Genomic DNA, 25,681 nt, shown 5'->3' with positions numbered 1-25,681 from the left:
GCCTTACTGTTTTAAATATTTTGCGCCGCGGCAGACTGTCTGCCTGCGTGAAATATCCGGGACCGGATAATGTCATCATTCATTCTTGATTATTTCAATTACCGCATCGTTGCGCAGTATCTCGACCGCTTTGCAGAAGGTCTGGGCAATACGCTGATTGCAACCGGTGTGAGTTTTGCGCTGTCTTTTGTGCTCGGCACGATCATGGCTGTTATCATGTTTACGCAGTGGAAAGTGCTGCGCAATCTGATACAGGCTTATGTCACATTCATCCGTTCGACCCCGCTGCTGGTGCAGATTTATCTGGTCTATTTCGGTCTGCCGGTTCTGCTGCCGTTTACTGCCAAATGGCCGGAAATGTGGCTTGGCATAGCCGCGCTGGTTATTAACTGTACGCCTTATATGTCCGAGATCATCCGCACCGGTATCGGTTCAGTCCCGCGCGGACAGGTTGAAGCTGCCAAAGCTGTGGGCATGAGTTACGGACAGCGGCTGATCCATATTGTATTGCCGCAGGCTTTTGCCAATGTGATCCCGCCTGTGCTCGGCCAGACGGCCGTGCTGATTAAAGATACATCGCTGTTGTCGCTGATTACGGTGTTCGAATTCACCAGTGCGGGGCTGCTACTCAACAGTGAGCGCGTGCGCCCGAATGAGAGCTTCCTGACAATCGCTGCCGGATATCTCGCTATCTATTGTGTGATGCTGTTCCTTTCGCATCATGTGAAAAAGAAGCTGGCAGGTCCTGCCTGGGCTGCGAAAGGCTGATATGATGTTTGAATATTATTGGAAGCTTACAGTCTCGGTGATGCCATTCCTTTGGCAGGGGTTCAAAGAGACTTTTACGGTTTCGCTGGTCGCAATTCTGGCGGGATCAATCATCGGGACTGTGATCGGGATTATACGCAGTTATCGCATTCCTGTTTTGACACAGCTCTTTGGCGGTTATGTGCATATTTTGCGCGGCACACCCTTTCTGGTGCAGCTCTATGTGTTCTATTTCGTGCTGCCGAATACAGGGATTGAATGGCTGAGCTGGGATTCCACCACAGCGGCTTTTGTGGCGCTGTCGCTCTATACATCCTGCTATGTGGCTGAAATTGTGTGCAGTGCGATTGATGCGGTGCCGCGCGGCCAGTGGGAGGCTGCAACTGCGGTCGGTATGAGCCAGTTGCAGAAATTGTGGCATGTGATTTTGCCTCAGGCGCTAAAACTGACCATTGCGCCGATGAGCAGTGTCTATGTGATTATCATCAAGAGCACGGCTATTCTCTCGGTGATCGGGATTGCCGAACTGACCCGTCAGGGCGAAGTGTCGATGTTGCGCTTCCCGCGCGATGTGTTGTTTATCTATGGTCTGATTGCGCTGGTTTATTTCGTCTATTGTTATCCGATCCTCAAATTTTCCAAATGGGCGGAGAACAAGATCAGCGGTTCACAGCGTCTGTCGTTAGATTAGAGCGCCGTGTGCCAGACTTGGCACACAAAGGTCGCTCTAACACTTTAAAGTTAGAGCATAATTTTACCTTAAACTGATCCAAGTTTAAGGAATTATGCTCTAAAAATAAGAAAGCGCAGCATGTGAGTGCTGCGCTTTTTATCTATGCATTGCGGGCGATTTGCAGACTTTGAATGCCTTGTTTGGAAATGCGATAAGCACTGCCGTTAAACGAGGCGATCAGCCGTTTGGCGCGCAGTTTTTTGAAGGTTTGTAAATCTGTACCGTCAAGAAACCAGCCCTCGCGGGAGATGAAATCGACATCAATAATTTTGCCATTGTCATCTTTTTCCGGTTCGATACGGCCGCCTTTGGCCAACATATCGAGAATACGGCGTTCAAAACGTGAAATATTCATGGCTGTCTCCGTTGTTGGAAACGGACGAACAGCCCACAGAAACCGCCAACACATGGCAGCATGATCTGAGTCATCATGGGAATTGTCCTGATAAGGAGAAAAAGTCGGGCGCAAGCCGTTGGAGCCTGTGTGTGACAGGCGGCTCTGCATAAGCAGAGGATCAACGATGAAGGATGCTGCGCATAAATCTCCTTAAGACGACTGCCTGAAATATAATGCAAAAATGTAATAAAAACAAGTATGACTATGATGTGCAGGTAAGGCGATTGCTGATCGCAAAAATGCATGAGGCCAGATGATAATAGCGCTTGTTTTCGCTCAACAGGACGTATTCATTCAGGCACAGAAATTTCATTATAAAAGCACGGCACAATGACACAGAAAACACTATTCCGGCCGATCATCGGCGTGACACTCGACAGCGAAGAGGGCGGCGGATTTTCGGATTCTCCATGGTATGCAATCCGCCAGAATTATCTGTCCTGCCTTGAAGAGGCGGGCGCTGCGCCGGTTGCCTTGCCGCATCTCACAGAACTGGCTGAAACCTATCTGAATATGATTGACGGGCTGGTTGTAACCGGCGGTGCTTTTGATGTGCCGCCTGCAATGTTTGGCGAAGAAGCGCGTACGGACACAATCCGTCTGAAACCGGCGCGGACAGAATTTGAAGCGGCGGTTCTGCGCGGTGCGCTGGAGCGCGATATGCCGGTGCTGGGGATTTGCGGCGGCCATCAGCTGCTGGCTGTTATTGCCGGCGGTACGCTGGTGCAGCATATTCCGGATGAAGTCTCGGGCGCATTGGAACATTCTGTTTCGAAAGATACAGAAAATGCCGGTGGCAAGGAACGCGCAGGGCACAGTATCGCAATTAAAGAAGACAGCCTGCTGGCGAAATTGGTTGGCACAACCGGCCAGCATGTCAACAGCTCGCATCATCAGTCGGTGCGTACAGTTAAAGCGCCGATGCGTGTGACAGCTACGGCTGAAGACGGTATTATTGAAGCGATTGAGCACACGGAAAAGAGCTTTGCCATCGGTGTGCAATGGCATCCGGAATATAAACAGATGGAAGGTGATGTGCATCTGCTGGCAGCATTTTGCGCTGCTGCCGAAGCCTATCATAATCGCTGAGCGGTTTTCGCTTATAACGGCCTGTGCTCAATTGTGCTGGCCGTTTTACTTGTCTTTCATACCAAGATCGCGGGCGGCAAGATCCAGCATTTTATTGGAACTGTTGCGCGCCCGTTCTTTATCGCGCAGCCGTATGGCTTCAATCAGTTCCAGATGTTCGGAAATGGCCTCATCGCGGCTCGCAACTGCATCATTGGATGTGTAAAGCGTATAGCGCAATGCGGCTTCAATAATGCCGCAAAGCTGGCGAAAGACCTGATTATGGCTTGCCCGCAACAGAGCGATGTGGAAGTCGACATCGCCCTGCGTGAAGGCTTCAATATCGCTGCCCGCCTCATTCATCTTGTTCCATGCTATTTCCAGCGCCGCAATATCCATGGCGGATGCGCGCTGGGTTGCCAGTTCGGCAGCGACCGGTTCAATCGCGCGGCGGGCTTCCAGAACGCAGAGCAATAAATCCAGATCGACGATGCGCGGCCCCAACCAGTCCAACACCTGCTGATCCAGCAGATTCCAGTCGTCCTGTTCGCACACAACTGTGCCGATACGCGGCTTACCGCGCACCAGCCCTTTGGACTCCAGTGTTTTTATCGTTTCGCGGATGACCGTGCGGCTGACGCCATATTCTTCACACAGATCATTTTCGCGGGGCAGCATTGAGCCCGGCTTGAAGCGGCCATTGAGAATGTCAGCGGCGAGCGTCGCAGTGATGCTTTTTTGTACCCTTGGCCGCGTTGTACGGGAAGGGGCATGCAGGCTCTGCTCAGACATTTCGGTCACGGCTTTTCTTTCGTTTTAATCCGGCCATCCGGTTGTTCAGTTTCCGGCTTTAATGCAGGCTCTGATCATAGTCATAGGGTTTGACAGACGGAAACCGCAAGGCACTCAGTTGTTTAATTATGTATAATGAACAATTTTAAATCATCATACAAGAATTATTGACTGGTATGATGATTTGTTTTAGCGTGACCGGCGATGGAGGACATCAGCGTCATGACAAGGCTGTGGGAGCTTGAGATGACGTGCAATCTTTGGGAGGAAAGATATGCGCTTTTTAAAAACGGCTGCTTTAGCCGGAATGATGGCCGGTGTGGTTTTCACGGCTGTTGCAGGACCATCTGCAGCCTATGCGGCGGATGTGAAAATCGGCTTTGTTGTAAAGCAGCCGGAAGAACCGTGGTTTCAGGATGAGTGGAAATTTGCCGATGTAGCGGCAAAGGAAAAAGGTTTCACTCTGGTCAAAATCGGTGCGGAAGACGGTGAGAAGGTGCAGTCTGCACTGGATAATCTGGCTGCACAGGGCGCTACCGGTGTGATCATCTGTACACCGGATGTGAAGCTCGGGCCGGGTATCGTCGCCAAGGCCGAGGCCAATGGTCTGAAATTGATGACTGTCGATGACCGTCTTGTCGGTGCGGATGGCAAGCCGCTGGAAGATGTGGCGCATATGGGGATTTCCGCCACCAAAATCGGTGAGGAAGTTGGCCGCGCCATCAGCGAAGAAGTCAAAAAACGTGGCTGGGACTGGAAGAATGTCGGTGCAATCCGTGTTTCCTATGACCAGTTACCGACTGCCGTTGACCGTGTTGAAGGCGCGCTTTCGGTTATGAAAGAAAACGGATTGCCGGAAACCAATATTTTTGCGGCACCACAGGCAAAAACCGATACTGAGGCCGCGCTGAATGCATCCACTGTTGTTCTCAACAAGAATGCGGATATCAAATATTGGGTTGCTGTTGGCCTCAATGATGAGTCCGTGCTTGGTGCGGTACGCGCAACGGAAAGCGTTGGCATTCCGTCAGAGAATGTTGTGGCGGTTGGTATCGGCGGTGCAGAATCTGCGATTAATGAGTTTAAAAAGCCTAGCCCGACCGGTTTCTACGGCACTGTAATCATCTCGCCAAAGCGTCATGGTTACGAAACAGCGATGAATATGTATGCATGGCTGGCGGATGGAAAAGAGCCTGAAAAGCTCATTCTGACATCCGGTCAGCTAGCCTTGCGCGATAATTACGCGGAAGTCCGCAAGGAACTCGGCATCGAGTAATCCTGCACGGGCCGGAGCATACAGCGTTCCGGCCCCCATTTCTCAGAAATTATTGTTCAAGTGGTGCAACCACTGCTGAGAGACAGGTGCGGCATGGCTGACTTTCTGACCTTTAAAAATATTTCAAAATTCTATCCCGGTGTTAAGGCGCTGACAGATGTGTCTTTCAGTGTTGCTCAAGGGGCTGTCCACGGGTTGATGGGAGAAAACGGGGCGGGTAAATCCACGCTCATCCGTGTTCTTTCCGGTGATCAGCAGGCGAATAGCGGTGAGATCATTATTGACGGTGTGGTGCAGAAATATGCATCCGTGCGCGATGCTTTTCATGCCGGTGTGATCGTTATCCATCAGGAACTGCAATTGGTGCCGGAACTGAGTGTTGCGGAAAATCTGTGGCTCGGGCGCTTTCCTGCCAAAGCGGGAATTATCAGTTTTAAAGCACTGGTCAGTGCTGTCGGCGAAAAACTGCGGGTGATCGGCATTGATATCGACCCTGCCACCAAGGTTGCACAGCTTTCGATCGGTGAGCGGCAGATGGTTGAAATCGCCAAAGCTGTGATGCTGGATGCGCGTATCATCGCGCTCGACGAGCCGACGTCATCCCTGTCATCTCGGGAGAGCGAAATCCTGTTTCGTCTGATCGGCCGTCTGAAGGCTGAGGGCAAGATCATTCTTTATATCTCGCATCGTCTGGATGAGATATTCCAGCTTTGCGATAGTCTGACTGTGTTGCGTGACGGCAAACTGGCCGCTCATCATCCGAGTCTTGAGAATGTTACCCGCGACCAGATTATCTCTGAAATGGTAGGGCGGGAGATCAATAATATCTGGGGTTGGCGCGGTCGCGATATTCGCCAGAATATATTGCTGAAGGTTGAAAATCTCAGCGGCAGTAAATTACCGGAGCCTGTGAATTTTGAGGTGCGTGCCGGTGAAATCTTAGGATTTTTCGGTCTGATCGGTGCCGGACGTTCCGAGATGAGCCGCCTGATTTATGGTGCCGATCAACGACGCGCCGGTGCGGTGTATGTTGATGGTAAGGTTGTGAAGGCTGATGATCCGCGCAGTTCCATCCGTGCAGGTATCGTCCTTTGTCCTGAAGACCGTAAATTTGACGGTATTGTTCAGGGGCGTTCGATTGAAGAGAATATCGCTATTTCTGCCCGCAGACATTTTTCCCCGTTTGGCTTGATCCGCCCGAAAAAAGAGGCGGAACTGGCTGAAACCTATATCGGAAAATTACGGGTACGTACGCCGTCGCGCAAACAGAATATTGTCAATCTCTCCGGCGGCAACCAGCAGAAGGTTATTCTCGGCCGCTGGCTGGCCGAGCAGAATATCAAGGTACTGATTATTGACGAGCCTACGCGCGGTATTGATGTGGGCGCCAAGGCAGAGATTTATGAAATTCTCTATCAGCTTGCTGAAAGCGGTATGGCGATTGTGGTGATCTCCAGCGAACTGCCCGAAGTCATGGGCATCTCAGACCGGATTATGGTGATGTGCGAAGGGCGGATTGCCGCCGGATTTGATCGTGCTGATTTTAATGACCGCGCCATTCTCACGGCGGCACTACCGGATAAGACCGTCGCTGAAACGGCAGCCGGATCATTACAAAAGGTATCCTGAACGATGGTTTCAATTAAAAAAATTCTGCTTGGTGAACAAGGGCTTGTGGTGATTTTTCTGCTGGCCTTTGCAGTGGTGGCGCTGACAGTCCCGAATTTTCTGACCGAGCGTAACATGCTCGGGCTTCTGCAATCGGTGGTAACCATCGGCATTGTTGCCTGCACGATGATGTTCTGTCTTGCATCGCGCGATTTCGATCTTTCTGTCGGTTCTACTGTCGCCTTTACCGGCATGATTGCGGTGATGGCTTCCAATGCCACCGGCTCCATTTTTCTCGGATTGCTGGCCGCTTTGGCAGGCGGTTTTATCGTCGGGCTGTTCAATGGTGTTGTGATTGCGAAATTTCGTATCAATGCGCTGATTACCACGCTGGCGACAATGCAGATTGTGCGCGGATTGGCGCTGATCTCCAGTGATGGCCGTGCGGTTGGTATTAATGATCCGTCTTTCTATCAGCTGGCACTGTCAAAATTTTTAGGCATTCCGACGCCGATCTGGGTGATGGGACTGCTGTTTGTCATTTTCGGATTTGTGCTCAACCGCACAGTCTTCGGTAAGAATACGCTGGCAATCGGCGGTAATCCCGAAGCATCGCGCCTAGCCGGTGTGAATGTGGATTCCATGCGTATCTGGATTTTTGCCCTGCAGGGGCTGGTCTGCGGTATTGCCGGTATTTTGCTGGCATCGCGTATCACATCCGGTCAGCCGAATGCGGCAACAGGGCTTGAATTATCTGTCATCTCGGCTTGTGTTCTCGGTGGTGTTTCTCTGGCTGGCGGTCGTGCTGCAATGCTGGGCGTGATTGTTGGCGTGCTGATTATGGGGATTGCCGAAAATGTCATGAACCTGCTGAATATTCAGGCATTTTACCAATATGTTGTGCGCGGCTGCATTCTTCTCATTGCTGTGCTGCTGGATAATCTGCGCTCAAACATGATCGGGTTCAGAGGGTAAACACTGATGAATGACGCTGTTTACGCATTGGTCGATTGGGGAACGAGCAGTTTTCGCCTCTGGACTACAGATGCACAGGGGCATGTACTGGGTGAAAGCCGCAGTGATGAAGGTATGATGCATTGCGCTGCAACGGGTTTTGCACCGGTGCTGGAAAAGCATTTGCATAAGCTGGAAGCAGGACCGGATCTGCCGGTTATAATCTGCGGTATGGCCGGTGCACGGCAAGGCTGGGCAGAGGCACCTTATATCAGCCTGCCTGCTACGCTTGATGGTCTGGCAGATTATGCGCTCAAATTAGAAAACCAGACACGCGATATCCGTATTTTGCCCGGACTTGCGCAGCGTGATGCATCCGCAGCCAATGTAATGCGCGGTGAGGAAACCCAGCTTGCGGGTATTGCCACATCGATGCCTGATGGTCTGATCTGTATGCCTGGCACGCATAGTAAGTGGACGAGACTGGAAAACGGTGTTGTGACGCAGTTCGCGACTTTCATGACCGGTGAGTTTTTTGCAGTACTGTCTCAACATTCCATTCTCAGACATGCGATGGATACGGATGTGGCTTTTGATGAAAACACACCTGCTTTTCTCCGTGCTGTTGAAAAGACATGCGCGGAACCGGCACGGATGGCCGAGGATGTTTTTGGTATCCGTGCAGCACAATTGCTTGGTTTTGAAGAGCAGTCTGAGGGCGCAGCGCATCTTTCCGGTCTGCTGATCGGCGCAGAGGCGGGCAGGGCAAAACAGCTTTATGGCGCGGGTACAATCGGGCTGGTGGCTTCGGGAAAACTCGGCCGGTTGTATCAGGTCGCTCTGGAGAAAAACGGTTTCAGCATCACTCTGCTGGATGGCGAGATTGCAGTCCGGCAGGGGTTATTTGTGGCGGCAGCCAGAGTGTGGCCGGTAACATATCATGCGTGATGGAGAGGGAAGCACAATGTCATCTGTCATCTGGCCGAATTTGAAACGCTCACTGGTGGCGATCATTCGTGGTATCCGCAATGATGAGGTTGAGCCGGTGCTTGAAGCTCTGATTACAGAAGGGTTCGAGATTATTGAGATTCCGCTGAACTCACCGGAGCCGTGGGTTTCGATTGAACGCGCGGTGAGGTTATTTGGTGACAAAGTGCTGATCGGTGCCGGAACCGTGCTGACAACGGAAGATGCGCAGCGGCTGGCAGATATTGGCGGGCGGATTATGGTGAGCCCGAATACGGATGCCGATGTTATCCGCCACGCAACGTCCTGCGGGCTGATTACCATGCCTGGTTGTTATACGGCGAGTGAGGCTCTGCTGGCGATCCGCAGTGGCGCTTCCGCATTGAAATTTTTTCCTGCCGATTCCCTTGGTCCTTCAGGCATTGCGGCGATTAAAACCATTCTGCCGAAAGACACGGTTGTCGGGGCTGTCGGTGGTGTTTCCGATCAGAATTTCGGAGATTATGCCCGCGTGGGTGTGCGGACTTTTGGCATAGGCTCCAGCCTTTACAGATCGGGGGATAGTGCGGAAACCGTGCAGGCAAAAGCCCGTCTGACAATCACAGCCTATGATGAGGTGTTTGGTGGTGCGCATGGCTGAGATATTTGTACCCGCTGCGTTGAATGCACCTTTGTGTAAGCTGGGTGAGGGGCCGGTCTATGACCCGCATGCAGATACGGCATGGTGGTTTGATATTCTGCAATCTAAACTCTGCGAATATCAGTTTCAAAACGGTGTGAGCAGGCAACATGATCTGCCTTTTGCCGCCAGTGCCCTTGCGCGGGTGGATGAGTATCGCCAGCTCCTTTTCACAGAGCGCGGCCTGTATCTGCGCGATGTGGCAACGGGCGACCTGTCTCTGCATTGTGAAATCGAAGCGGATAACCGACTGACCCGCTCCAATGATGCGCGAGTGCACCCATCAGGGGCATTCTGGCTTGGCACAATGGGCTGGCAGGCTGAGCAGGGTGCAGGTGCAATCTATTGGTATTTCAAAGGTGAATTGCGCAAGCTTTACGATGATATCACGATCAGCAATGCGATTTGTTTTTCACCGGATGGCACGGTTGGATATTTTGCCGATACAGCTTTACGTCAAGTGATGCGTGTGCCGCTTGACCCTGGGAATGGTTTGCCGGTCGGGGAGCCGAAACTGTTCCTCAATGATTTTCCCGCAGGCAATCCCGATGGTGCGGTTGTGGATGCGGACGGTAATTTCTGGGTTGCCCTCTGGGGTGGCTCGCAGATTGCCGGATATGCACCGGATGGCAGTTTTCTGCGTTCAATTGCTCTGCCGGTTTCTCAGCCGAGCTGTCCTGCTTTTATCGGCAAAACTGCCAGCCAGATGCTGGTGACATCCGCATGGGTCGGGTTGGATGACACAGCGCGGCAGCAAAAGCCGGCGGGGGCGATATTCATCATGGATCTGCCGTTTCAGGGCAGGTTTGAACCCGATGTCAAAATCATCTGACCGGAGGCTGCCATGAGCATCATCACGTTGAAAAACCAACAATTTGAAGCGCATATTGCTAGCCAGGGCGGCACGGTACATGGCTTGTGGTGGCACAATCAGGGGCGGATTATTCCTCTGCTGCGTGAAGCAAAACATGCCGATGCGGCACCGGTTGAAACAGGTGGTTTTCCGCTTATTCCGTTCGGCAACCGTATTCCGCAAAATCACTTCAGTTTTGAGGGGCGGGACTATCATTTTCAGGCGAATACAGATGATGATCCGCTCTATATTCATGGTGAAAGCTGGCACGGTCTCTGGCAAATTGCAGAACAGACTGATGACAGGCTTGTACTGCGCTTTACCCATGACAAAGCCGATGCTGCTTTTATCTACGAAGCGGAACAGAGTTTTACGCTGGATGAAACCGGCTTCAGCCTCTCCATGCGTGTGACAAATAAAGGAGATAAAGCCATGCCGTTCGGCCTTGGCTGGCATCCTTATTTTCATCTGACTGAGCAAACGCAGCTACAGCTCAACGCTCAGAAAATGTGGACGCAAGGTGCGGGTTATTTACCGGAAAACCGCGTCAATATTCCCGATGATCTGAATTTCAGCAGCATGAAAAAAATCCCCGATCATTGGGTGAATAACGGGTTTGAGGGCTGGGACGGCACTGCGACACTTGTCTGGCCGGAACAGAATACAGCTCTGACCATGAGTGCCGACCCGTTATTTGACCGGTTTTTTCTCTATGCGCCGCATGGTGTGCCGGAGTTACAATCCCGCTCGGATTATTTTTGTCTGGAGCCGATGTCTCATATGGCGGGCGATCATTGCCGTGACGGTTATGGTGGTCTGAAAATATTGCAACCGTCTGAAAGCCTGTCGGGAATAATTCGTTTGCAGCCTGAGCACATTAAAAAATCAGGTCTATAAAAGGGTAACAGAATGAAAATCACCAAGCTCACGACCTATATTGTGCCGCCGCGCTGGCTGTTTGTGAAAGTGGAAACCGATGAGGGTATTTCTGGCTGGGGAGAGCCGATTGTTGAAGGCCGTGCGCTGACAGTTGAAGCGGCGGTGCATGAGCTGTCTGATTATCTGATCGGCAAAGATCCGTTTCTGATCGAAGACCATTGGAATGTCATGTATCGCGGTGGGTTTTATCGTGGTGGTGCTGTGCATATGAGTGCCATTGCCGGTATTGATCAGGCACTGTGGGATATTAAAGGCAAGGCACTGAATGTGCCGGTGCATCAGTTGCTGGGCGGACAATGCCGCGACCGGATTAAAGTCTATTCATGGATCGGTGGTGACCGCCCGTCTGACGTGGCACGCAATGCGAAAGAAATGGTGGAGCGCGGTTTTACAGCATTGAAGCTCAATGGAGCGGAAGAGCTGCAGATCATTGACAGCTATGCCAAGATTGATGCGATTGTCGAGACGATCGGCACCGTGCGTGATGCGGTTGGTCCGCATGTCGGGATTGGGGCGGATTTTCATGGCCGTGTGCATCGCCCGATGGCGAAAGTGCTGGCCAAAGCGCTCGATCCGTTCCGGCTGATGTTTATTGAAGAGCCGGTTTTATCCGAGAATTATGAAGCGCTGAAAGAGATCGCCAATCATACGTCCACGCCGATTGCTCTGGGGGAGCGTCTTTATTCCCGCTGGGATTTCAAGAATATTCTCTCCGGCGGTTATGTGGATATTATTCAGCCTGATCTGTCCCATGCGGGCGGGATTACCGAATGCCGTAAGATTGCATCGATGGCTGAAGCCTATGATATTGCACTGGCGCCGCATTGCCCGCTGGGGCCGATTGCTCTGGCTGCCTGCCTGCAGATTGATGCGGTGAGTTATAATGCCTTCATTCAGGAGCAGAGCCTGAATATCCATTATAATCAGGATAATGATATTCTGGATTACATCACCAATCGTGAAGTGTTTGATTACAAGGACGGCTTTGTGGCTATTCCGCAGGGGCCGGGTCTGGGTGTCGATGTTGATGAAGCCTATGTGATTGAACGGGCTAAAACCGGCCATCGCTGGCGTAATCCGGTGTGGCGTCACGAAGATGGCAGTTTCGCTGAATGGTAATGCGGGCGTTCGAAAAGGATAAATATCATGGCTGATCGTCTGATCGGAAAACGCATTGTTGTAACCGGCGCAGCACAGGGGATCGGCCTTGCGATTGCGCAATGTTTTGGCCGCGAGGGCGCGGCGCTGTTCCTGATTGATACGGACGGGGCATTGCTGGAAAAAGAAGTGCTGGCTTTGCGGGAAAGCGGCGTTACGGTGAGCTTTGCTCAGGCGGATATCTCCGACGCCAAAGCGATTGAAAATGCTTTTCTGCAGGCTGATGCGGAAATCGGGCAGATTAATGCACTGGTTAATAATGCGGGGATCAATGTCTTCAGCAAACCGCTGGAAATGGATGATGAAGCATGGAACCGTTGCTTCGATGTTAATCTGAAAGGCGCGTGGAATTGTTGTAAGGCTGTGCTGCCGCGTTTGATTGAGCAGGGTGGCGGTGCTATTCTCAATATTGCTTCCACCCATTCTTTCACGATTATCCCGCACACATTTCCTTATCCGCTGGCGAAACATGCTTTGCTCGGCATGACCAAATCGCTGGGGCTGGAATATGCGCCGCAGCAGATACGGGTGAATGCCATTGCACCGGGCTATGTGCTGACGCAGAAGAATGTCGATTATTGGAACAGTTTTCCTGCCCCAGAGGCAGCAAAAGCTGAAACCATGCGGTTGCATCCGGGCGGGCGCATTGCCAGCACGCAGGAAATCGCGATGGCCGCTGTGTTTATGATTTCAGATGAGTGTCCGTTTATGACCGCAACCTGCCTGACAATCGACGGCGGTTTAAGTGTTTTGCAACACGCGGTCTAATAGTGCGTAAGAGTGGGAGATCAGTCCGCCGGACTGATCTCCTGTTTTTGTAAGAAAGCTGTGCCGCCTGCAGCCTGCACAGCCAGACTGCCGGACTGGATACCGGCATTGAGTGCCGTTTGCGCATCTGCGCCGGAAAGCCATGCATTGATGAAACCGGCATTGAAGGCATCACCGGCACCGGTGGTATCAATAACCGGCACATTTTCAGCTTTTGCATGGAGATTATGCTCATGTGAGCGCAGCCATGCACCTTCCGCACCGCCTTTCAGCACAACAACGGGAAAGGTTTCCGCGAGTTTATCGAGAGCGTCTTGCGGATCTTCAAAACCCGTAATCGCTAGTGCTTCTTCTTTATTCGGCAGGAAGATATCAATACCTGCGCAAGCCGTAAGCAGAGCCGGATCATAGATCAGGGTCTCATCCCAGCTTGGATCGAGCGAGACTGTGAGGCCGTGTGCCTTGGCACGGCGCACAAGATCAGGAATCTCATGCAGCGTTGCATATTCCGCAATATGCAAATGACCAGCCTGTGGCCAGGTGAGCGCGGCATCCAATGTTGCAGGCAGTGCAGTGCCTGCACGCCGCGACAGGAAAGCACGGTCATTGCCGATGACGCTGGCAACAGTCACCTGAGGGCCGGCATCTGCCGAGCGCTCCAGAAATTGCAGATCAATGCCTGCGGCTTCCAGCTCCGGTGCCAGACCGGCAGACAGAGCATCCAGACCGAGCCGCGCCACAAGCGCGGTTGTGCGGCCGGTATGCGCCAGATGCGCGGCGGTGATATAGGCACCGCCACCGGCTGCCATTTTCAGATTATCGGCAAAGACTTCACGTCCCGGTTCCGGCAAAGCTGCCAGACCGGTAAAAATCAGATCGCAGTAAATCCGCCCGATGCTGAGAACGGCCGGATGCTGATTGTCTTTCAAACTCATAGACGTCCCAGACTTTTCTCTGTCGCCTTGTCAAACAGATAGAGACTGCCACTGGCTGCGCGTGCAGTCAGCGTGCTGCCGGTGGCCGGAATGAATTTGCCCGATGCAGTAGCGATTACTGCGGTGCCCTGTACATCAATATGCACCAGTGTTTCAGGCCCCAGCGGTTCAGCCGCAGTGACGGTGCCGGTCAGTTCAATGCCTGCCGGTGCGGAGGCGTCATCGCCGGTGACAACCACCAGATCATGCGGACGGATGCCGACCAGAACATCGCCGTCCGTTGCGAATTCTACGCTTTTGCCGTTTTTATGGCCTGAGATCAGGTTCATCGACGGGCTGCCGATAAAGCGGGCGGTGAATACATCAACCGGATTTTCATAAAGCTCGGTCGGTGTGCCGGTCTGCAGAATATTTCCGTCGCGCATTACCACAATACGGTCAGCCATAGTCATGGCCTCGACCTGATCGTGGGTCACATAAACGGTTGTGGTCTTGAGACGCTGGTGCAGACGCTTGATCTCAATACGCATCTGGGCGCGAAGCTGCGCATCCAGATTGGACAGAGGCTCATCAAACAGGAAGGCAGACGGATTGCGCACCATCGCACGGCCAATGGCAACGCGCTGACGTTGGCCACCGGAGAGCGCAGCAGGGCGGCGATCCAGATATGGCTCAAGTCCGAGAATTTTTGCAGTTTCTTCAATACGGGCATTCTTATCCGCATTGGAGATTTTGGAGGTATAGAGACCGAAGCCGATATTCTGGCGCACAGTCATATGCGGATAGATCGCATAATTCTGGAACACCATAGCAATATTGCGCTGTTTCGGGTCACGTTCATTGACGACTTCATCGCCGATTTTCAGCGCGCCGCCGGAAATGTCTTCCAGACCGGCAATCATGCGTAGCGTCGTGGATTTGCCGCAGCCGGAAGGCCCGACGAAAACCACAAATTCGCCGTCGGCAATTTGCAGGTCAATGCCGCGCACGGCCTCAACCTTGCCATAGCGTTTAACCAGCTTGTTCAGTTCGATCGTTGCCATCAGCGTTTCTCCACCAAGGCCTGAAATTTATCATTGAGCTCGCGTGCGGCTTTGGCCTCGTCTGCGGCTTGTGTGTCTGCAAGGCTTGCAAAAGCTCTGGCCTGATCGCGGTATGCTGTCAGTGCCTGTGCCATCGGCTCAGGGGCAGGGCCGCCGAAACGGTCACGCACGGCGATGAAATGCTCCGGCGAAACCAGTTCTTCAAACTTTGTGCGGTCGAAAGACGGTTCTCTGCCTGCTGCATGTTTGAAGGCTTCCAGAAACGGCTCATAGCCGTCTTGTGCCAGCCCACCACCTTTGACAACAACGGCTTTGGCTACGGTTGCTGCAATCTCATGCGCCTGACGGAAGGACAGACCTTCAATACGCACCAGTGAATCAGCCAGTTCGGTAATAGTGATGCAGGAACGGCGGATATTGTCGGCAACACGTGCCGGATCAATACGGATGGCCTGCACAAAGGCTGCCAGCAGATCGAGAACGCGACCAGCAGAAGCAAAGGCTTCATAGCCCATCTGTTGTGTTTCGCCTTCACTGTCATTCATATCGGTGAAAGGCGTATTATGGATCACATCCAGCACAGTGCGGGCGCGACCCATAGTCTGGCTTGCCAGATGCCGCATATGCTCAATCGGTACCGGATTGCGCTTCTGCGGCATGATTGAAGAGATTTGCACAAAAGCATTCGGCACATAGATCTGGCCAACCTCGAAGCTCGTCCAGAACTGGAAGTCCTGAATGAGACGGCCGAGATGGATAAACATCAGCTCAATCGCGGAATAGGTTGAGGTGATGTAATCCGAAGCGGCAATACAGCTGTAAGAATTGCGTAAAGGCGCGGCAAAGCCCAACAGGTCAGCCACGCGTGCGCGGTCGATGGGAAAACCTGAGGTGGTGATGGCTGCCGCGCCCATAGGTGACAGGTTGACGATTTCACGCGCTGTTGCAAAACGCTGCATATCGCGGATCAGCACTTCAATCGCTGCGGACAGATAATGGCCGAAGGTTGAAGGCTGTGCAGGTTGACCATGCGTATAGGCCACAATCAGCGTTGCCTGCTCGCGGTTTGCAGTTTCAATCATCGCATTAAGCAGATGACGGGACTTGGCCAGCAGAACATCAATATGTTCTTTGAGGCCGAGTTTGAACAGCGTGTGGTCGATATCATTACGTGAACGTGCAGTGTGCAGGCGACCGGCAATATCCGCACCGAGACGGGACTTCAGTTCTTTTTCAATCAGGAAGAAGAAGTCCTCAACTTCACCGGTATAGGTGAGGGATGCCGGATCAATATCACGGTCGATCTGTTCCAGCGCACCGGCAATTGCCGATGCCTGTTTTTCGTCGAGAATGCCGGTTTCCGTCAGCATGACCAGATGGGCGCGGTCAATACGGCGGAAACTTTCGACATGATGGGTTTTAGCGCCGTCAAAAAGCGGTTTCAGCACGGTCTCCTTGTAGACCGGATCAGGGAAAACGCTTTTATCGGCAAGGCGCGGATCGTTTACAGACATTATAGTATCCTTATCCCTTCAGGCCGGCCAGCATGACGCCGCGCACGATATAGCGCTGCAGCAACAGGAACACGAGCAGGGTTGGCAGGGTGGCGATAGCGGCGCCGGTCATAATCATTTCCCACTGGATCGATTGCTCGACCGCGAAACTCGAAAGCCCGACAGGCAATGTGTAGAGTTCCTTGCTGGTCGTGACGATCAGCGGCCAGAAGAAGGCTGTCCAGTTACCGAGGAAGGTGAAGATTGCCAGAGCCGACAGTGCCGGTGTGACCAGCGGCATGGCCACTTTCCACCAGATCTGGAATTCGTTCAGACCATCCACACGCGCAGCTTCGAGGAAGTCATTCGGCACGCCTTCAAAGAACTGCTTCATCAGGAAGGTACCAAAAGCCGTCATCATGCCCGGGAACATGATGCCCCAATAGCTGTCGAGCCAGCCGAGTTTGCTGGACATCAGATACCACGGGATCACCAGCATTTCGGTCGGGATCATCAGCGTTGACAGAATGGCGAGGAAGATGAAGTGGCGGCCACGGAACTGGAATTTTGCCAATGTGTAGCCGACAAGACTGTCGAAAAACACATTGGATAATGTGACGACAACCGCGACGAACATCGAGTTGAAGAACCAGCGCAGGAAGCGGCCGTCTGCCAGAATGGTGACATAGTTCTGTACTGTCGGTTCAGCCGGTATCAGACGCAGATCATAGACCTGACTGGCGGTTTTGAACGAGGTGGAGAACATATAGGCCAGTGGCGTGACCATGATGATGCCGCCGATAAACAGCAGTGTCCATGTGAGGACGCGGCCTGGCCGGATATTTGCAAACGGGAGTGCCGGTGTTTTGGTTTCAGCGGTCATTTCTTTTCCCTCAAGATCCACAGCTGCAACAGCGAGACAACCAGCAGAATGGAGAACAGCACGACTGTCTGCGCAGCGGCATAGCCCATGGCGTAAGACGAGAAGGCGGTTTGATAGATCATCAGCACCAGTGGCTTGGTGGAGCCAAGCGGACCGCCCGGATCATAGGTGGTCATATTATAGACCTGATCGAAAATGCGCAGGAAACCGATGGACGAGAAGACGACCAGAAACACGGTTGTCGGTTTCAGCAGCGGAATGGTGATTTTGCGCAGGATTGCCCATTCACCCAGGCCGTCAATGCGGGCAGCTTCGTAATAGGTGTTGGGAATAGCGCGCAGACCCGCCATGAAAATGATGATCTGAAAACCGAGGCCTGCCCAGATGGATGTTGCCATAATGGAATAGAGCGCCTGATCGACAGACCGCAAAAATGTCTGCTGGGGCAGGCCGATGGTATTGAGCATATTATTGATCACGCCGATCGGAGCCGGCTGATAGAACCAGCGCCAGACCCAGCCCATTGCCGCGGCAGTGGTGAGAAACGGCAGGAAATAAAGGCCACGGATCAGCCCGTGCATGAAGCGCACGCGATCAAGATAATAAGCGATCACAAAAGCCAGAAACAGGCTGACCGGCGTGCCGATAAGCAAGTAAGTGAATGTATTTTTGAACACTTTCCAGAATTGCGGATCAGCGAACAGCTTTTCATAATTCGCAAGGCCGATAAATTTCGGCGGTTTCATCAGATCCCAGTTGGTCAGCGACAGCCAGAAGGCTTCAACCGTGGGATAAAACCGGATGACCGTGTAAAACAGAATAGGCAGGGCGAGAAAGCTCCACACCCAGATGAGCCGCCTTGTGCGCATGGGCAGGCGGTTCCAGAAAGTATCACCGGAGCGGGCAGCCGTCACAGTCATGGTTCAAAATACCTTATGGTACGGAAGCATATCCGGCAAAATGCGATGCGGTTTTGCGGGACTATGCGTCAAACAAATTTGGGGAATATAGCCGGAGGTTCAGCACATACCGGAAATATTCTGGCGGAGAGCCGGAACTCATCCGCAGTTTCATGCAGTCTGAAGATGATGAAACGATATTCCGGTGTGCCGCCGATTGATGACAGCGGCACACCGTCTTTTCAGAGATTACTGCGCATCATCGATGATGGTCTGTTCTGCTTTTGCAGCTTCAGCCAGCGACTCTTTCACAGGCTGTTTTTCCAGAACCACACGGTTCACCATATCCATAGCGGTCTGACGCTGGGCTGCTTCATCCACAAACATGGTGGTGTGCGCATAGTCCAGACCTCTGAGGAACGGGCCGTAGATCGGGTCTGCCAGATTGGCTTCAGTCTGGGCAACCGCACGACGTGCAGGTAGTTCACCAACTTCCTTGAGCCAGATTTCCATCGCTTCCGGCGAGGAGATGTAGTTCAGGAATTTCTTGGCAGCTTCCAGTTTTTCGCCTTTTGCATTGGCACCGATACCATTTGCAAAATAGCTGGCATAGTTGGAACGCACACCTTCAGCATTGGCTGGCAGTTCGGTAACGCCCCATTCAAAATCCTTGATGGTGCGGAATGCGCCGAGGCGGAAAGTACCGTCAACAGTCATGGCAGCCATGCCTGCACGGAACGCAGCCTGACCTTCATCCATGAATTTCAACTCGCCGACTTTTTTCTCTGTCTGCAGGTCGGTGTAGAATTTCAGAGCCTTTTCACCGGCTTCGGAATCATAGGTAACTTTGCGGTCATTATCGGTGTAAGGTGCGCCGCCATACTGGCGGATCAGCACTTCACGCCACCAATGGTGATCCTGTCCGGCCATATCCAGAGTGATACCGGCAGTGGTCAGATTGCCGTTTGCATCGCGCTTGGCTGTCTTTTCAGCCGCTGCAACCAGTTCATCCAGTGTTTTCGGCGGGTTTTTCGGATCCAGACCGGCTTCTTCAAACAGTTTCTTGTTGTAGAACAGCGCCAGTGAGCGCACGGCAGTCGGCAGACCATAATAGTCTTCGCCGCGCTTCATCGCACTGGTGATCGGGAAGAAATCGCTTTCGATCTTATCATGCGGGAATGTATCGGTTGGCAGCGGCTGCAAAATGCCGCCTGCTACGAATTTATCGAGCCAGCCATAGAAAAGCTGCATGACATCAGGGCTGTTGCCAGCCATTTTGGCTGCAATCACGCGGGTCTGATAATCATCATAAGGGAAGGTGGTGTGCTTGACCTTGATGTCCGGATTGGCTTTTTCGAAATTCTCGATCAGCTTGTCCATCGCTTTAACGCGCGATTCAAAGACATATTGCCAATATTCAATTTCAACAGCCTGCGCTGCATTGAGCGCCATTGTGCTGAAGCCTGCGAGCAATCCCGCAAATAATAGTTTACGCATGTGAACCTCCCCTTATGACCTCCGGCTGTTGCCGGTATCAGGCAAAAATACAGTTTTGTGCATGTTGTTTCCGAAACGGCAGCCCGTTTTGGGGTGACATGCGTCAGCGATCAGTGTTCGGAAATTGCATCTCGTCAAAGACCGGTTGGCAGCTTTGCCCCTTCAGATGCGTTTTCCTCCGCAGAGCTGCCCTCTACGGTCACTATTTTACAGGCTTTTGTCAATAAGATAATTTACTTGAGTTAATCTATTGCGGTTATGAAGGCTCTCGCTTATCATTTTTTGAGACGGGCAGGACGGAGCAGCATGGGCGCACAGCCGGCAGGTACACAATCGGGCATAGAATCAGGCACACAGCTGATTACTTTGGGTAAAAACCCCGAGCGAATCCGCGATCACAATCGTCGGGTGGTGCTGGATATTGTGCGTCAGCACGGCTCCTTAGGGCGGATGCATATTGCGCGTTTGACGCATCTGACGGCTCAGGCAATTGCCAATATTGTCGATGAACTGGTCTGTGAAAATCTGTTGATGGAGACCGGAAGGCTCAAATCCGGCCGCGGTCAGCCGCCTAAACAATTCGCAGTCAATCCTGACGGCGCTGTAACGATGGGTGTTGAAATGGCATCCGATCACATGGTGACGACGGTGCTTGATCTGACAGGGCAACCCCGTTCCCGCCATATTACACCCGTGCATGATACCAGCCCTGACGCGCTTTCTGGCTTGTTGCGTATACAGGTTGATACTGTGAAAGCGGAGTTTTCCGCACCGTTGCTGGGTGTCGGGGTGGTGATGCCGGGGCCGTTTGATATTGAAGGCATGACTTCTGTCGGGCCGACCACTTTGCCCGGCTGGTCAGATGTGGATGCGGCAGCCATTTTAGGTCAGGCTTGCGGTGAGCCGGTTACCATCGAGAATGACGCGAATGCGGCAGCGGTGGGAGAGCGCCTGTTTGGTGCGGGACATGCCATTTCCTCTTTTGCGATGATCTATTTCGGCGCCGGTGTCGGTCTTGGCATGATTCAGGACGGTGTGCCGTTTCGCGGCGCTTTCGGCAATGCCGGTGAAATCGGACATATTGTGGTGGCACCAAAAGGGCGAGCCTGCCCCTGTGGTCAGTCCGGTTGTCTGGAGCGCTACGCCTCACTGTATGTCCTGCGGGAAAAACTGGCTTTGGCGGGCGTGACAGAAACAGATTTTGATGATCTGCAGAAATTGCATGACAGCGCTCATCCGGTGCTGATGGAATGGATGGATGAGGCCGCACTTTATCTGGCGCCGATGATTGCCATGATCGAAAATATTCTCGATCCGGAAACGGTAGTGCTGGGCGGTATGTTACCCGATGCGATTATCGATGGATTGATTGCACGGATGGGGCAGTTGCCGATTTCCGTTGCCAGCCGCCGCAGCCGTGCTTTGCCGCGTGTGCTGCGCGGGCATACCGGACAATTTACGGCGGCATTGGGTGCCGCAGCTCTGCCTTTGTTTGAAGCGATGACACCGAAACTGGATACGCTCGCTGACTTGTAATTCATTCTTGTGAGGAGGCATCCGGTGCTGACTGACCGCCAACATATTGAACGACAAAAATCGGCACCGGCTCTTATGCGCCTGCATCATGCATTAAGCCGGTTGCGCTCGGTCGTCACAGTGATGAATACCGGCGCACATCCTGATGACGAGCAAAGCGGGTTACTGGCTTATTTCCGTTTTGGTGCGGGTATGCGGGTGATTATCAGTTGTTCCACAAGGGGTGAGGGCGGACAGAATGCACTGGGGCCGGAACGCGGCGGTGCATTGGGGCTGATGCGCTCCCGTGAAATGGAAGAAGCAGCGCGGATACTGGATTGCGATATTGTCTGGCTTGGTCACGGGCCTGATGATGCAGTGCATGACTTTGGCTTTTCCAAAGATGGTGACCGGACATTTGACCGCTGGGGTGAGGAGCGTATTGTCGAGCGTCTTGTGCGTGCCTATCGGAGTGAGCGGCCGGATATTGTAATTCCGACATTTCTTGATGTGCCGGGGCAGCATGGTCATCATCGTGCGATGACCCGCGCGGCGGAACGAGCTATTGCGCTGGCTGCTGACGATCAGGCTTTTCCTGAGCATTTTGTACAAGGTCTGAAGCCTTGGCAGGTTGCGAAATATTATCTGCCTGCATGGTCTGGCGGGGGTGATACTTATGATGATGAAGTGCCGCCACCTGAAGCGACTGTGATTGTCCATGCTGACAAGCGCGAACCGGCAACGGGTGCGGATTATGACCGCATTGGGGAATGGTCGCGTTATTATCATGCTTCTCAGGGTATGGGGCATTGGCCGGAAGAGCCAAAAACGCAATGGCCACTGCATCTGCTGCTGGCAGAGAAGACCGGTGCGGAGGTTTCCGTTCTGGATAATCTGCCAGCTGATCTGACGGCCTTAGCAGCTCATGCGGAGATGTCTGAAGTTGTCGCCCAAGCATTGCAAGCTGCGCAAAAAGCGATTGATAGTGCCATTGCCGCGTTCCCTGACCGTGATACAATCATCGCTTCTCTGGTATCGGCTGCGCGCAATATTGATACTATCCGCGCCGATGCACCGGAAGATTTTCTGCTCGCGCATGAGCATCGTCTTTTACGCAAGAAGACCGAGATTGATGCTGCGCTGATTGAAGCTGCAGCGATTTTTGACAGTGCGGAGCTGAACCCGCCGGTGATGTCACCTGCCGGTGAAGCTTTGTTGCAGGTGCGGTTTGGTGCTGGTCATGCGCAGTATCAGGCGCAGGTTGAACCGGTTTTGCCGGAACATTGTGCGGCTTATGTGCATGAGACAACCGCGACCACTCAGTCCTTTGATATAAAGGCCGGAGCAGAGACGGCTTTCAGTCCGCTTTATCGGCCGGTCTGGTCTGCGCTTGGTGGTAATGGCGAATTCTATGTGTGTGTGACGGCACAGTTCCCGGACTATCAGGCCAAAGCGAGTTTCGATCTTGCTGAACAGTTTGCGCTGGTGCCTGCCCAGTCTGTGCGGGTTGAGCCGGAAGCGGTGATTGTTCCGCTCGATCAGGCTACGCAAATACAATGGCCGGTGAGTGTAACTGTCAGTGGTGATCCGCAGCCTGTGCGTTTTATCAGCAATGGTGGCTGGACGGTTGTACAGAGTGCCGATAGCACGATACTTCACGCGCCGGAAAAACGGGAAGCCGGACTGTTCCGCTTACAAGCACAAATTGCCGGTCGTGATGCAGTGCGGCAGACGCCAATTGCCTATCCGCATATCGGGCAGGTGATGTATCGCGAGCCGGAATTATTGAATGTGCTGGTGCTGGATCTGAAACTGCCACAGGGCGCAAAGATCGGCTATATCGGTGGTGGTGCTGATCGTGTTGGTCTGTGGCTGAGCCGTATGGGGCTTGATGTAACGGAACTGGAGCCAAAACATCTGGCCGGTGATTTGCAGCAGTTTACGTGTATCGTTGTCGGTATTTTTGCCTTCGGTCTGCGGCGCGATCTAGCTGAGGCAATCGTGCACCTTCATAACTATGTTGAAAATGGCGGTCATTTGCTGACGCTTTATCATCGTCCGACCGATGGCTGGAACCCGCAGACAACACCGGTGCGTCCATTGAAAATCGGCTCGCCCTCACTGCGCTGGCGGGTGACTGATCCCGCAGCGACTGTCACCGTTCTGGAACCGGAGCATAAATTACTCAACTGGCCGAACCGGATTATAGATCAGGACTGGCAGGGCTGGAATAAAGAGCGCGGGCTGTATTTCGCCTCTCATTGGGATGAGGCCTATCAGCCGTTATTGTCGATGCATGATGCTAATGAGCAGCCGTTAACCGGTGCGCTTCTGTCTGCACGGATTGGCAAAGGGCGGCATACGCATACCAGTCTTGTGCTGCATCACCAGATGGACAGGCTGGTTGCGGGGGCATTCCGTCTGATGGCCAATCTGGTGAGTGGCGCTGATGATGAGAGTTTGTCTGATATTTAGGACAGTCTAGTGCAATTCTACTGACTACTGCAAAAATCTGAACTGATTATGTTTCTGTCAACAACGCACTTTGGTGCTTATTCCTGACACAGGAACAAACGGACAGGTGTACTCATGCAGTTTGGAATTTTTACCGTCGGTGACGTAACAACTGATCCGACAACCGGCAAAACCCCGAGCGAACATCAGCGGCTGATGTCGATGATGAAATATGCGCTGAAGGCGGAAGAAGTCGGTCTCGACGTTTTTGCTACCGGCGAACATCATAATCCGCCATTTGTGCCGTCTTCACCGACGACCATGCTCGGCTGGATTGCGGCTAAAACCAGCAAGATTCAGCTGACGACCTCGACAACGCTGATCACTACCAATGATCCGGTGAAGATTGCCGAGGATTTTTCGATCCTGCAGCATCTGGCCGATGGTCGTGTTGATCTGATGATGGGGCGCGGCAATACAGGGCCGGTTTATCCGTGGTTCGGTAAGGATATCCGTGAGGGTATTCCGCTGGCGATTGAGAATTATCATCTGCTGCGTCGATTGTGGCGTGAGAAAACAGTGGATTGGCAGGGTCAGTTCCGCACGCCTTTGCGCGGCTTTACGCTGGCTCCGGCACCGCTGGATGATACGCCGCCATTTGTCTGGCACGGCTCAATCCGCAGTACGGAAATCGCTGAACAGGCTGCGTTCTACGGGGATGGTTTCTTTGCAAACCACATCTTCTGGAACAAGGAACATACCCAGCAGATGATTGATCTGTATCGCTCACGCTTTGAACATTACGGTCATGGCAGTGCGGATCAGGCGATTGTCGGTCTTGGCGGGCATATTTTCATGCGCAAAAACAGTCAGGATGCCATTCGTGATTTCCGGCCTTATTTCAATAATGCGCCGGTTTATGGTCACGGACCATCCATGGAAGATTTTATGGAAATGACCCCGCTGACTGTCGGTTCGCCGGAGCAGGTGATCGAGAAAACACTGAGTTTTGCTGATTATGCCGGTCATTATCAGCGTCAGTTGTTCCTTGTCGATCATGCTGGTCTGCCGGAAGAGATGGTGCTTGAACAGATTGAGCTGTTGGGCACGGAAGTGGTGCCGGTATTACGTAAAGAATTTGAAGCACGGCGTCCGGCGCATATTCCGAGCGATCCGCCAAGTCATGCAAGCCTGCGTGCACAAGGGCCGGATGGTAAACACCGTAAGGTCATTCCGGTTGAAAGCGCAGAACAGCCAGCCTGAGGCAGGTTTGATTGAGGGGCAGGGATATCTCTGCTCCTTCCCTGCCAATGAACGGAGATAATTATGACACGTCGTATTCTTGTATTGAGTGCAGGTCTGTCACAGCCATCATCAACCCGTATGCTGGCAGATCAGATTGCACAGGCAACAGCCGCGCAAATCGGTGCGCGTGGTGAAGAGGCGCAGATCGAGGTCATCGAGCTGCGTGAACTGGCTATGGATTTGGCCACGACTATGGCGACCGGTGGCATTCCGACGCCGCATCTCTCTGAGGTTAAAGAGAAAATCTCTGCGGCTGACGGGCTGATCGCGGTCACGCCGGTTTTCACCGCCAGCTATAGCGGGCTGTTTAAAATGCTGTTTGATGCTCTGGATACCAATGCACTGAACAATATGCCGGTGATTATTGCGGCAACAGCGGGAACCGCACGCCATTCGCTGGTGCTGGATCATGCTTTGCGGCCGTTATTTTCTTACCTGCGGGCGACAGTCGTGCCGACTGGTGTTTTCGCTGCGACAGAAGATTTTGGCAGCGGTGAAGCCGGACATGATCTGTCTTCGCGCGTGCAACGTGCAGCCAGTGAATTTGCAGCGCTGGTTGTAGCGGAAAAGAGCGGTGTCGGTGGTTTTGTCCCGAATATTGGCGATCAGCGCAAGCGGGATTCCGGTGTGCAGCTCAGCCAGACGGTCACGCCATTTGCGCAATTGCTCAAAGGGCGCACCGGCACAGCCGGTTGATA

At 52.9% G+C, this 25,681-nt stretch carries 24 protein-coding genes; 16 read left to right on the top strand and 8 right to left on the bottom strand.

Annotation, left to right across the window (positions count from 1 at the left end; genetic code table 11):
- Positions 1–69: 69 nt before the first annotated feature.
- Entirely contained in the window at positions 70–768 is a 699-nt protein-coding gene (locus F7P81_RS15320) for an amino acid ABC transporter permease (protein WP_151160176.1), read from the top strand.
- A 1-nt stretch (position 769) separates the two neighbouring features.
- Positions 770–1,459: an amino acid ABC transporter permease gene (locus F7P81_RS15315; protein ID WP_246176146.1), complete on the top strand. Its 690-nt coding sequence runs from the start codon at positions 770–772 to the stop codon at positions 1,457–1,459.
- A 142-nt stretch (positions 1,460–1,601) separates the two neighbouring features.
- On the opposite strand, the gene F7P81_RS15310 is transcribed toward F7P81_RS15315, so the two are convergent.
- The gene (locus tag F7P81_RS15310; protein ID WP_028233546.1) at positions 1,602–1,856 is read right to left on the bottom strand and encodes a YjhX family toxin; all 255 of its coding nucleotides are present in this window, start codon (positions 1,854–1,856) and stop codon (positions 1,602–1,604) included.
- A gap of 372 nt (positions 1,857–2,228) precedes the next feature.
- On the opposite strand from F7P81_RS15310, the gene F7P81_RS15305 reads away from it, so the two are divergent.
- Positions 2,229–2,987, top strand: coding sequence for a gamma-glutamyl-gamma-aminobutyrate hydrolase family protein (locus F7P81_RS15305; RefSeq protein ID WP_151160175.1), 759 nt, complete (start codon positions 2,229–2,231; stop codon positions 2,985–2,987).
- A gap of 45 nt (positions 2,988–3,032) precedes the next feature.
- On the opposite strand, the gene F7P81_RS15300 is transcribed toward F7P81_RS15305, so the two are convergent.
- A complete protein-coding gene (locus F7P81_RS15300) occupies positions 3,033–3,758 on the bottom strand; it encodes a FadR/GntR family transcriptional regulator (protein WP_151160208.1) in 726 nt (241 codons plus the stop codon).
- A 274-nt stretch (positions 3,759–4,032) separates the two neighbouring features.
- Here F7P81_RS15300 and F7P81_RS15295 point away from each other — a divergent pair, with 274 nt between their 5' ends.
- The 9 genes from F7P81_RS15295 (at position 4,033) to F7P81_RS15255 (ending at position 12,959) form a co-directional block, all read left to right on the top strand.
- Complete coding sequence (locus tag F7P81_RS15295) at positions 4,033–5,034, top strand: arabinose ABC transporter substrate-binding protein (protein ID WP_151160174.1); 1,002 nt, start codon at positions 4,033–4,035, stop codon at positions 5,032–5,034.
- Between the two features lie 93 nt (positions 5,035–5,127).
- On the top strand, positions 5,128–6,663 hold the full coding sequence (araG, locus tag F7P81_RS15290) for an L-arabinose ABC transporter ATP-binding protein AraG (protein ID WP_151160173.1): 1,536 nt from the start codon (positions 5,128–5,130) through the stop codon (positions 6,661–6,663).
- Between the two features lie 3 nt (positions 6,664–6,666).
- Entirely contained in the window at positions 6,667–7,617 is a 951-nt protein-coding gene (gene araH / locus F7P81_RS15285; RefSeq protein WP_075657115.1) for an L-arabinose ABC transporter permease AraH, read from the top strand.
- Between the two features lie 3 nt (positions 7,618–7,620).
- Entirely contained in the window at positions 7,621–8,544 is a 924-nt protein-coding gene (locus F7P81_RS15280; protein ID WP_374828117.1) for a 2-dehydro-3-deoxygalactonokinase, read from the top strand.
- A 16-nt stretch (positions 8,545–8,560) separates the two neighbouring features.
- Positions 8,561–9,202: a 2-dehydro-3-deoxy-6-phosphogalactonate aldolase gene (locus tag F7P81_RS15275; RefSeq protein WP_151160171.1), complete on the top strand. Its 642-nt coding sequence runs from the start codon at positions 8,561–8,563 to the stop codon at positions 9,200–9,202.
- Positions 9,195–10,073: an SMP-30/gluconolactonase/LRE family protein gene (locus F7P81_RS15270; RefSeq protein ID WP_151160170.1), complete on the top strand. Its 879-nt coding sequence runs from the start codon at positions 9,195–9,197 to the stop codon at positions 10,071–10,073. The genes F7P81_RS15275 and F7P81_RS15270 overlap by 8 nt, the downstream gene beginning before the upstream one ends.
- 12 nt (positions 10,074–10,085) lie before the next feature.
- Positions 10,086–10,991, top strand: coding sequence for an aldose 1-epimerase (locus tag F7P81_RS15265; RefSeq protein WP_151160169.1), 906 nt, complete (start codon positions 10,086–10,088; stop codon positions 10,989–10,991).
- Between the two features lie 12 nt (positions 10,992–11,003).
- Entirely contained in the window at positions 11,004–12,152 is a 1,149-nt protein-coding gene (gene dgoD, locus F7P81_RS15260) for a galactonate dehydratase (RefSeq protein ID WP_151160168.1), read from the top strand.
- A 27-nt stretch (positions 12,153–12,179) separates the two neighbouring features.
- A complete protein-coding gene (locus F7P81_RS15255; RefSeq protein WP_151160167.1) occupies positions 12,180–12,959 on the top strand; it encodes an SDR family oxidoreductase in 780 nt (259 codons plus the stop codon).
- Between the two features lie 20 nt (positions 12,960–12,979).
- On the opposite strand, the gene F7P81_RS15250 is transcribed toward F7P81_RS15255, so the two are convergent.
- From F7P81_RS15250 to F7P81_RS15225, 6 genes are all read right to left on the bottom strand, one after another.
- Positions 12,980–13,894, bottom strand: coding sequence for a carbohydrate kinase family protein (locus F7P81_RS15250; RefSeq protein WP_151160166.1), 915 nt, complete (start codon positions 13,892–13,894; stop codon positions 12,980–12,982).
- Positions 13,891–14,937, bottom strand: coding sequence for an ABC transporter ATP-binding protein (locus F7P81_RS15245; RefSeq protein ID WP_151160165.1), 1,047 nt, complete (start codon positions 14,935–14,937; stop codon positions 13,891–13,893). Before F7P81_RS15245 ends, F7P81_RS15250 begins: the two co-directional genes overlap by 4 nt.
- Positions 14,937–16,451 carry an argininosuccinate lyase gene (gene argH, locus F7P81_RS15240; RefSeq protein WP_151160164.1) on the bottom strand — a complete coding sequence of 505 codons (1,515 nt, stop codon included), beginning with the start codon at positions 16,449–16,451 and terminating at the stop codon, positions 14,937–14,939. Before argH ends, F7P81_RS15245 begins: the two co-directional genes overlap by 1 nt.
- Positions 16,452–16,461: 10 nt before the next feature.
- Complete coding sequence (locus tag F7P81_RS15235; protein WP_022710585.1) at positions 16,462–17,313, bottom strand: carbohydrate ABC transporter permease; 852 nt, start codon at positions 17,311–17,313, stop codon at positions 16,462–16,464.
- Entirely contained in the window at positions 17,310–18,233 is a 924-nt protein-coding gene (locus F7P81_RS15230) for a carbohydrate ABC transporter permease (protein WP_022710584.1), read from the bottom strand. Before F7P81_RS15230 ends, F7P81_RS15235 begins: the two co-directional genes overlap by 4 nt.
- Before the next feature lie 228 nt (positions 18,234–18,461).
- Complete coding sequence (locus F7P81_RS15225; protein WP_022710583.1) at positions 18,462–19,709, bottom strand: sugar ABC transporter substrate-binding protein; 1,248 nt, start codon at positions 19,707–19,709, stop codon at positions 18,462–18,464.
- Positions 19,710–20,015: 306 nt separating this feature from the next.
- On the opposite strand from F7P81_RS15225, the gene F7P81_RS15220 reads away from it, so the two are divergent.
- The 4 genes from F7P81_RS15220 (at position 20,016) to F7P81_RS15205 (ending at position 25,679) form a co-directional block, all read left to right on the top strand.
- The gene (locus F7P81_RS15220) at positions 20,016–21,245 is read left to right on the top strand and encodes an ROK family protein (RefSeq protein ID WP_151160163.1); all 1,230 of its coding nucleotides are present in this window, start codon (positions 20,016–20,018) and stop codon (positions 21,243–21,245) included.
- A 24-nt stretch (positions 21,246–21,269) separates the two neighbouring features.
- Positions 21,270–23,699: a PIG-L family deacetylase gene (locus F7P81_RS15215; RefSeq protein ID WP_151160162.1), complete on the top strand. Its 2,430-nt coding sequence runs from the start codon at positions 21,270–21,272 to the stop codon at positions 23,697–23,699.
- 114 nt (positions 23,700–23,813) lie between these two features.
- Positions 23,814–24,941 carry an LLM class flavin-dependent oxidoreductase gene (locus tag F7P81_RS15210; protein ID WP_151160161.1) on the top strand — a complete coding sequence of 376 codons (1,128 nt, stop codon included), beginning with the start codon at positions 23,814–23,816 and terminating at the stop codon, positions 24,939–24,941.
- 63 nt (positions 24,942–25,004) lie between these two features.
- Entirely contained in the window at positions 25,005–25,679 is a 675-nt protein-coding gene (locus tag F7P81_RS15205) for an FMN reductase (RefSeq protein WP_151160160.1), read from the top strand.
- Positions 25,680–25,681: the final 2 nt, after the last annotated feature.

The organism is Pseudochrobactrum saccharolyticum (genome assembly GCF_008801715.1).
GTDB classification, from domain to species: Bacteria; Pseudomonadota; Alphaproteobacteria; order Rhizobiales; family Rhizobiaceae; genus Pseudochrobactrum; species Pseudochrobactrum saccharolyticum.
Note: the sequence above shows the minus strand (reverse complement) of the source record. Positions and strands in the feature narration are given on the sequence as shown.

What these genes read in the sequence shown, in the direction of transcription:
- F7P81_RS15320 (WP_151160176.1), top strand. Translation starts at nt 70, where the DNA reads ATGTCATCATTCATTCTTGATTATTTCAATTACCGCATCGTTGCGCAG.
- F7P81_RS15315 (WP_246176146.1), top strand. Translation starts at nt 770, where the DNA reads ATGATGTTTGAATATTATTGGAAGCTTACAGTCTCGGTGATGCCATTC.
- F7P81_RS15310 (WP_028233546.1), bottom strand. Translation starts at nt 1,856, where the DNA reads ATGAATATTTCACGTTTTGAACGCCGTATTCTCGATATGTTGGCCAAA.
- F7P81_RS15305 (WP_151160175.1), top strand. Translation starts at nt 2,229, where the DNA reads ATGACACAGAAAACACTATTCCGGCCGATCATCGGCGTGACACTCGAC.
- F7P81_RS15300 (WP_151160208.1), bottom strand. Translation starts at nt 3,758, where the DNA reads ATGTCTGAGCAGAGCCTGCATGCCCCTTCCCGTACAACGCGGCCAAGG.
- F7P81_RS15295 (WP_151160174.1), top strand. Translation starts at nt 4,033, where the DNA reads ATGCGCTTTTTAAAAACGGCTGCTTTAGCCGGAATGATGGCCGGTGTG.
- araG (WP_151160173.1), top strand. Translation starts at nt 5,128, where the DNA reads ATGGCTGACTTTCTGACCTTTAAAAATATTTCAAAATTCTATCCCGGT.
- araH (WP_075657115.1), top strand. Translation starts at nt 6,667, where the DNA reads ATGGTTTCAATTAAAAAAATTCTGCTTGGTGAACAAGGGCTTGTGGTG.
- F7P81_RS15275 (WP_151160171.1), top strand. Translation starts at nt 8,561, where the DNA reads ATGTCATCTGTCATCTGGCCGAATTTGAAACGCTCACTGGTGGCGATC.
- F7P81_RS15270 (WP_151160170.1), top strand. Translation starts at nt 9,195, where the DNA reads ATGGCTGAGATATTTGTACCCGCTGCGTTGAATGCACCTTTGTGTAAG.
- F7P81_RS15265 (WP_151160169.1), top strand. Translation starts at nt 10,086, where the DNA reads ATGAGCATCATCACGTTGAAAAACCAACAATTTGAAGCGCATATTGCT.
- dgoD (WP_151160168.1), top strand. Translation starts at nt 11,004, where the DNA reads ATGAAAATCACCAAGCTCACGACCTATATTGTGCCGCCGCGCTGGCTG.
- F7P81_RS15255 (WP_151160167.1), top strand. Translation starts at nt 12,180, where the DNA reads ATGGCTGATCGTCTGATCGGAAAACGCATTGTTGTAACCGGCGCAGCA.
- F7P81_RS15250 (WP_151160166.1), bottom strand. Translation starts at nt 13,894, where the DNA reads ATGAGTTTGAAAGACAATCAGCATCCGGCCGTTCTCAGCATCGGGCGG.
- F7P81_RS15245 (WP_151160165.1), bottom strand. Translation starts at nt 14,937, where the DNA reads ATGGCAACGATCGAACTGAACAAGCTGGTTAAACGCTATGGCAAGGTT.
- argH (WP_151160164.1), bottom strand. Translation starts at nt 16,451, where the DNA reads ATGTCTGTAAACGATCCGCGCCTTGCCGATAAAAGCGTTTTCCCTGAT.
- F7P81_RS15235 (WP_022710585.1), bottom strand. Translation starts at nt 17,313, where the DNA reads ATGACCGCTGAAACCAAAACACCGGCACTCCCGTTTGCAAATATCCGG.
- F7P81_RS15230 (WP_022710584.1), bottom strand. Translation starts at nt 18,233, where the DNA reads ATGACTGTGACGGCTGCCCGCTCCGGTGATACTTTCTGGAACCGCCTG.
- F7P81_RS15225 (WP_022710583.1), bottom strand. Translation starts at nt 19,709, where the DNA reads ATGCGTAAACTATTATTTGCGGGATTGCTCGCAGGCTTCAGCACAATG.
- F7P81_RS15220 (WP_151160163.1), top strand. Translation starts at nt 20,016, where the DNA reads ATGGGCGCACAGCCGGCAGGTACACAATCGGGCATAGAATCAGGCACA.
- F7P81_RS15210 (WP_151160161.1), top strand. Translation starts at nt 23,814, where the DNA reads ATGCAGTTTGGAATTTTTACCGTCGGTGACGTAACAACTGATCCGACA.
- F7P81_RS15205 (WP_151160160.1), top strand. Translation starts at nt 25,005, where the DNA reads ATGACACGTCGTATTCTTGTATTGAGTGCAGGTCTGTCACAGCCATCA.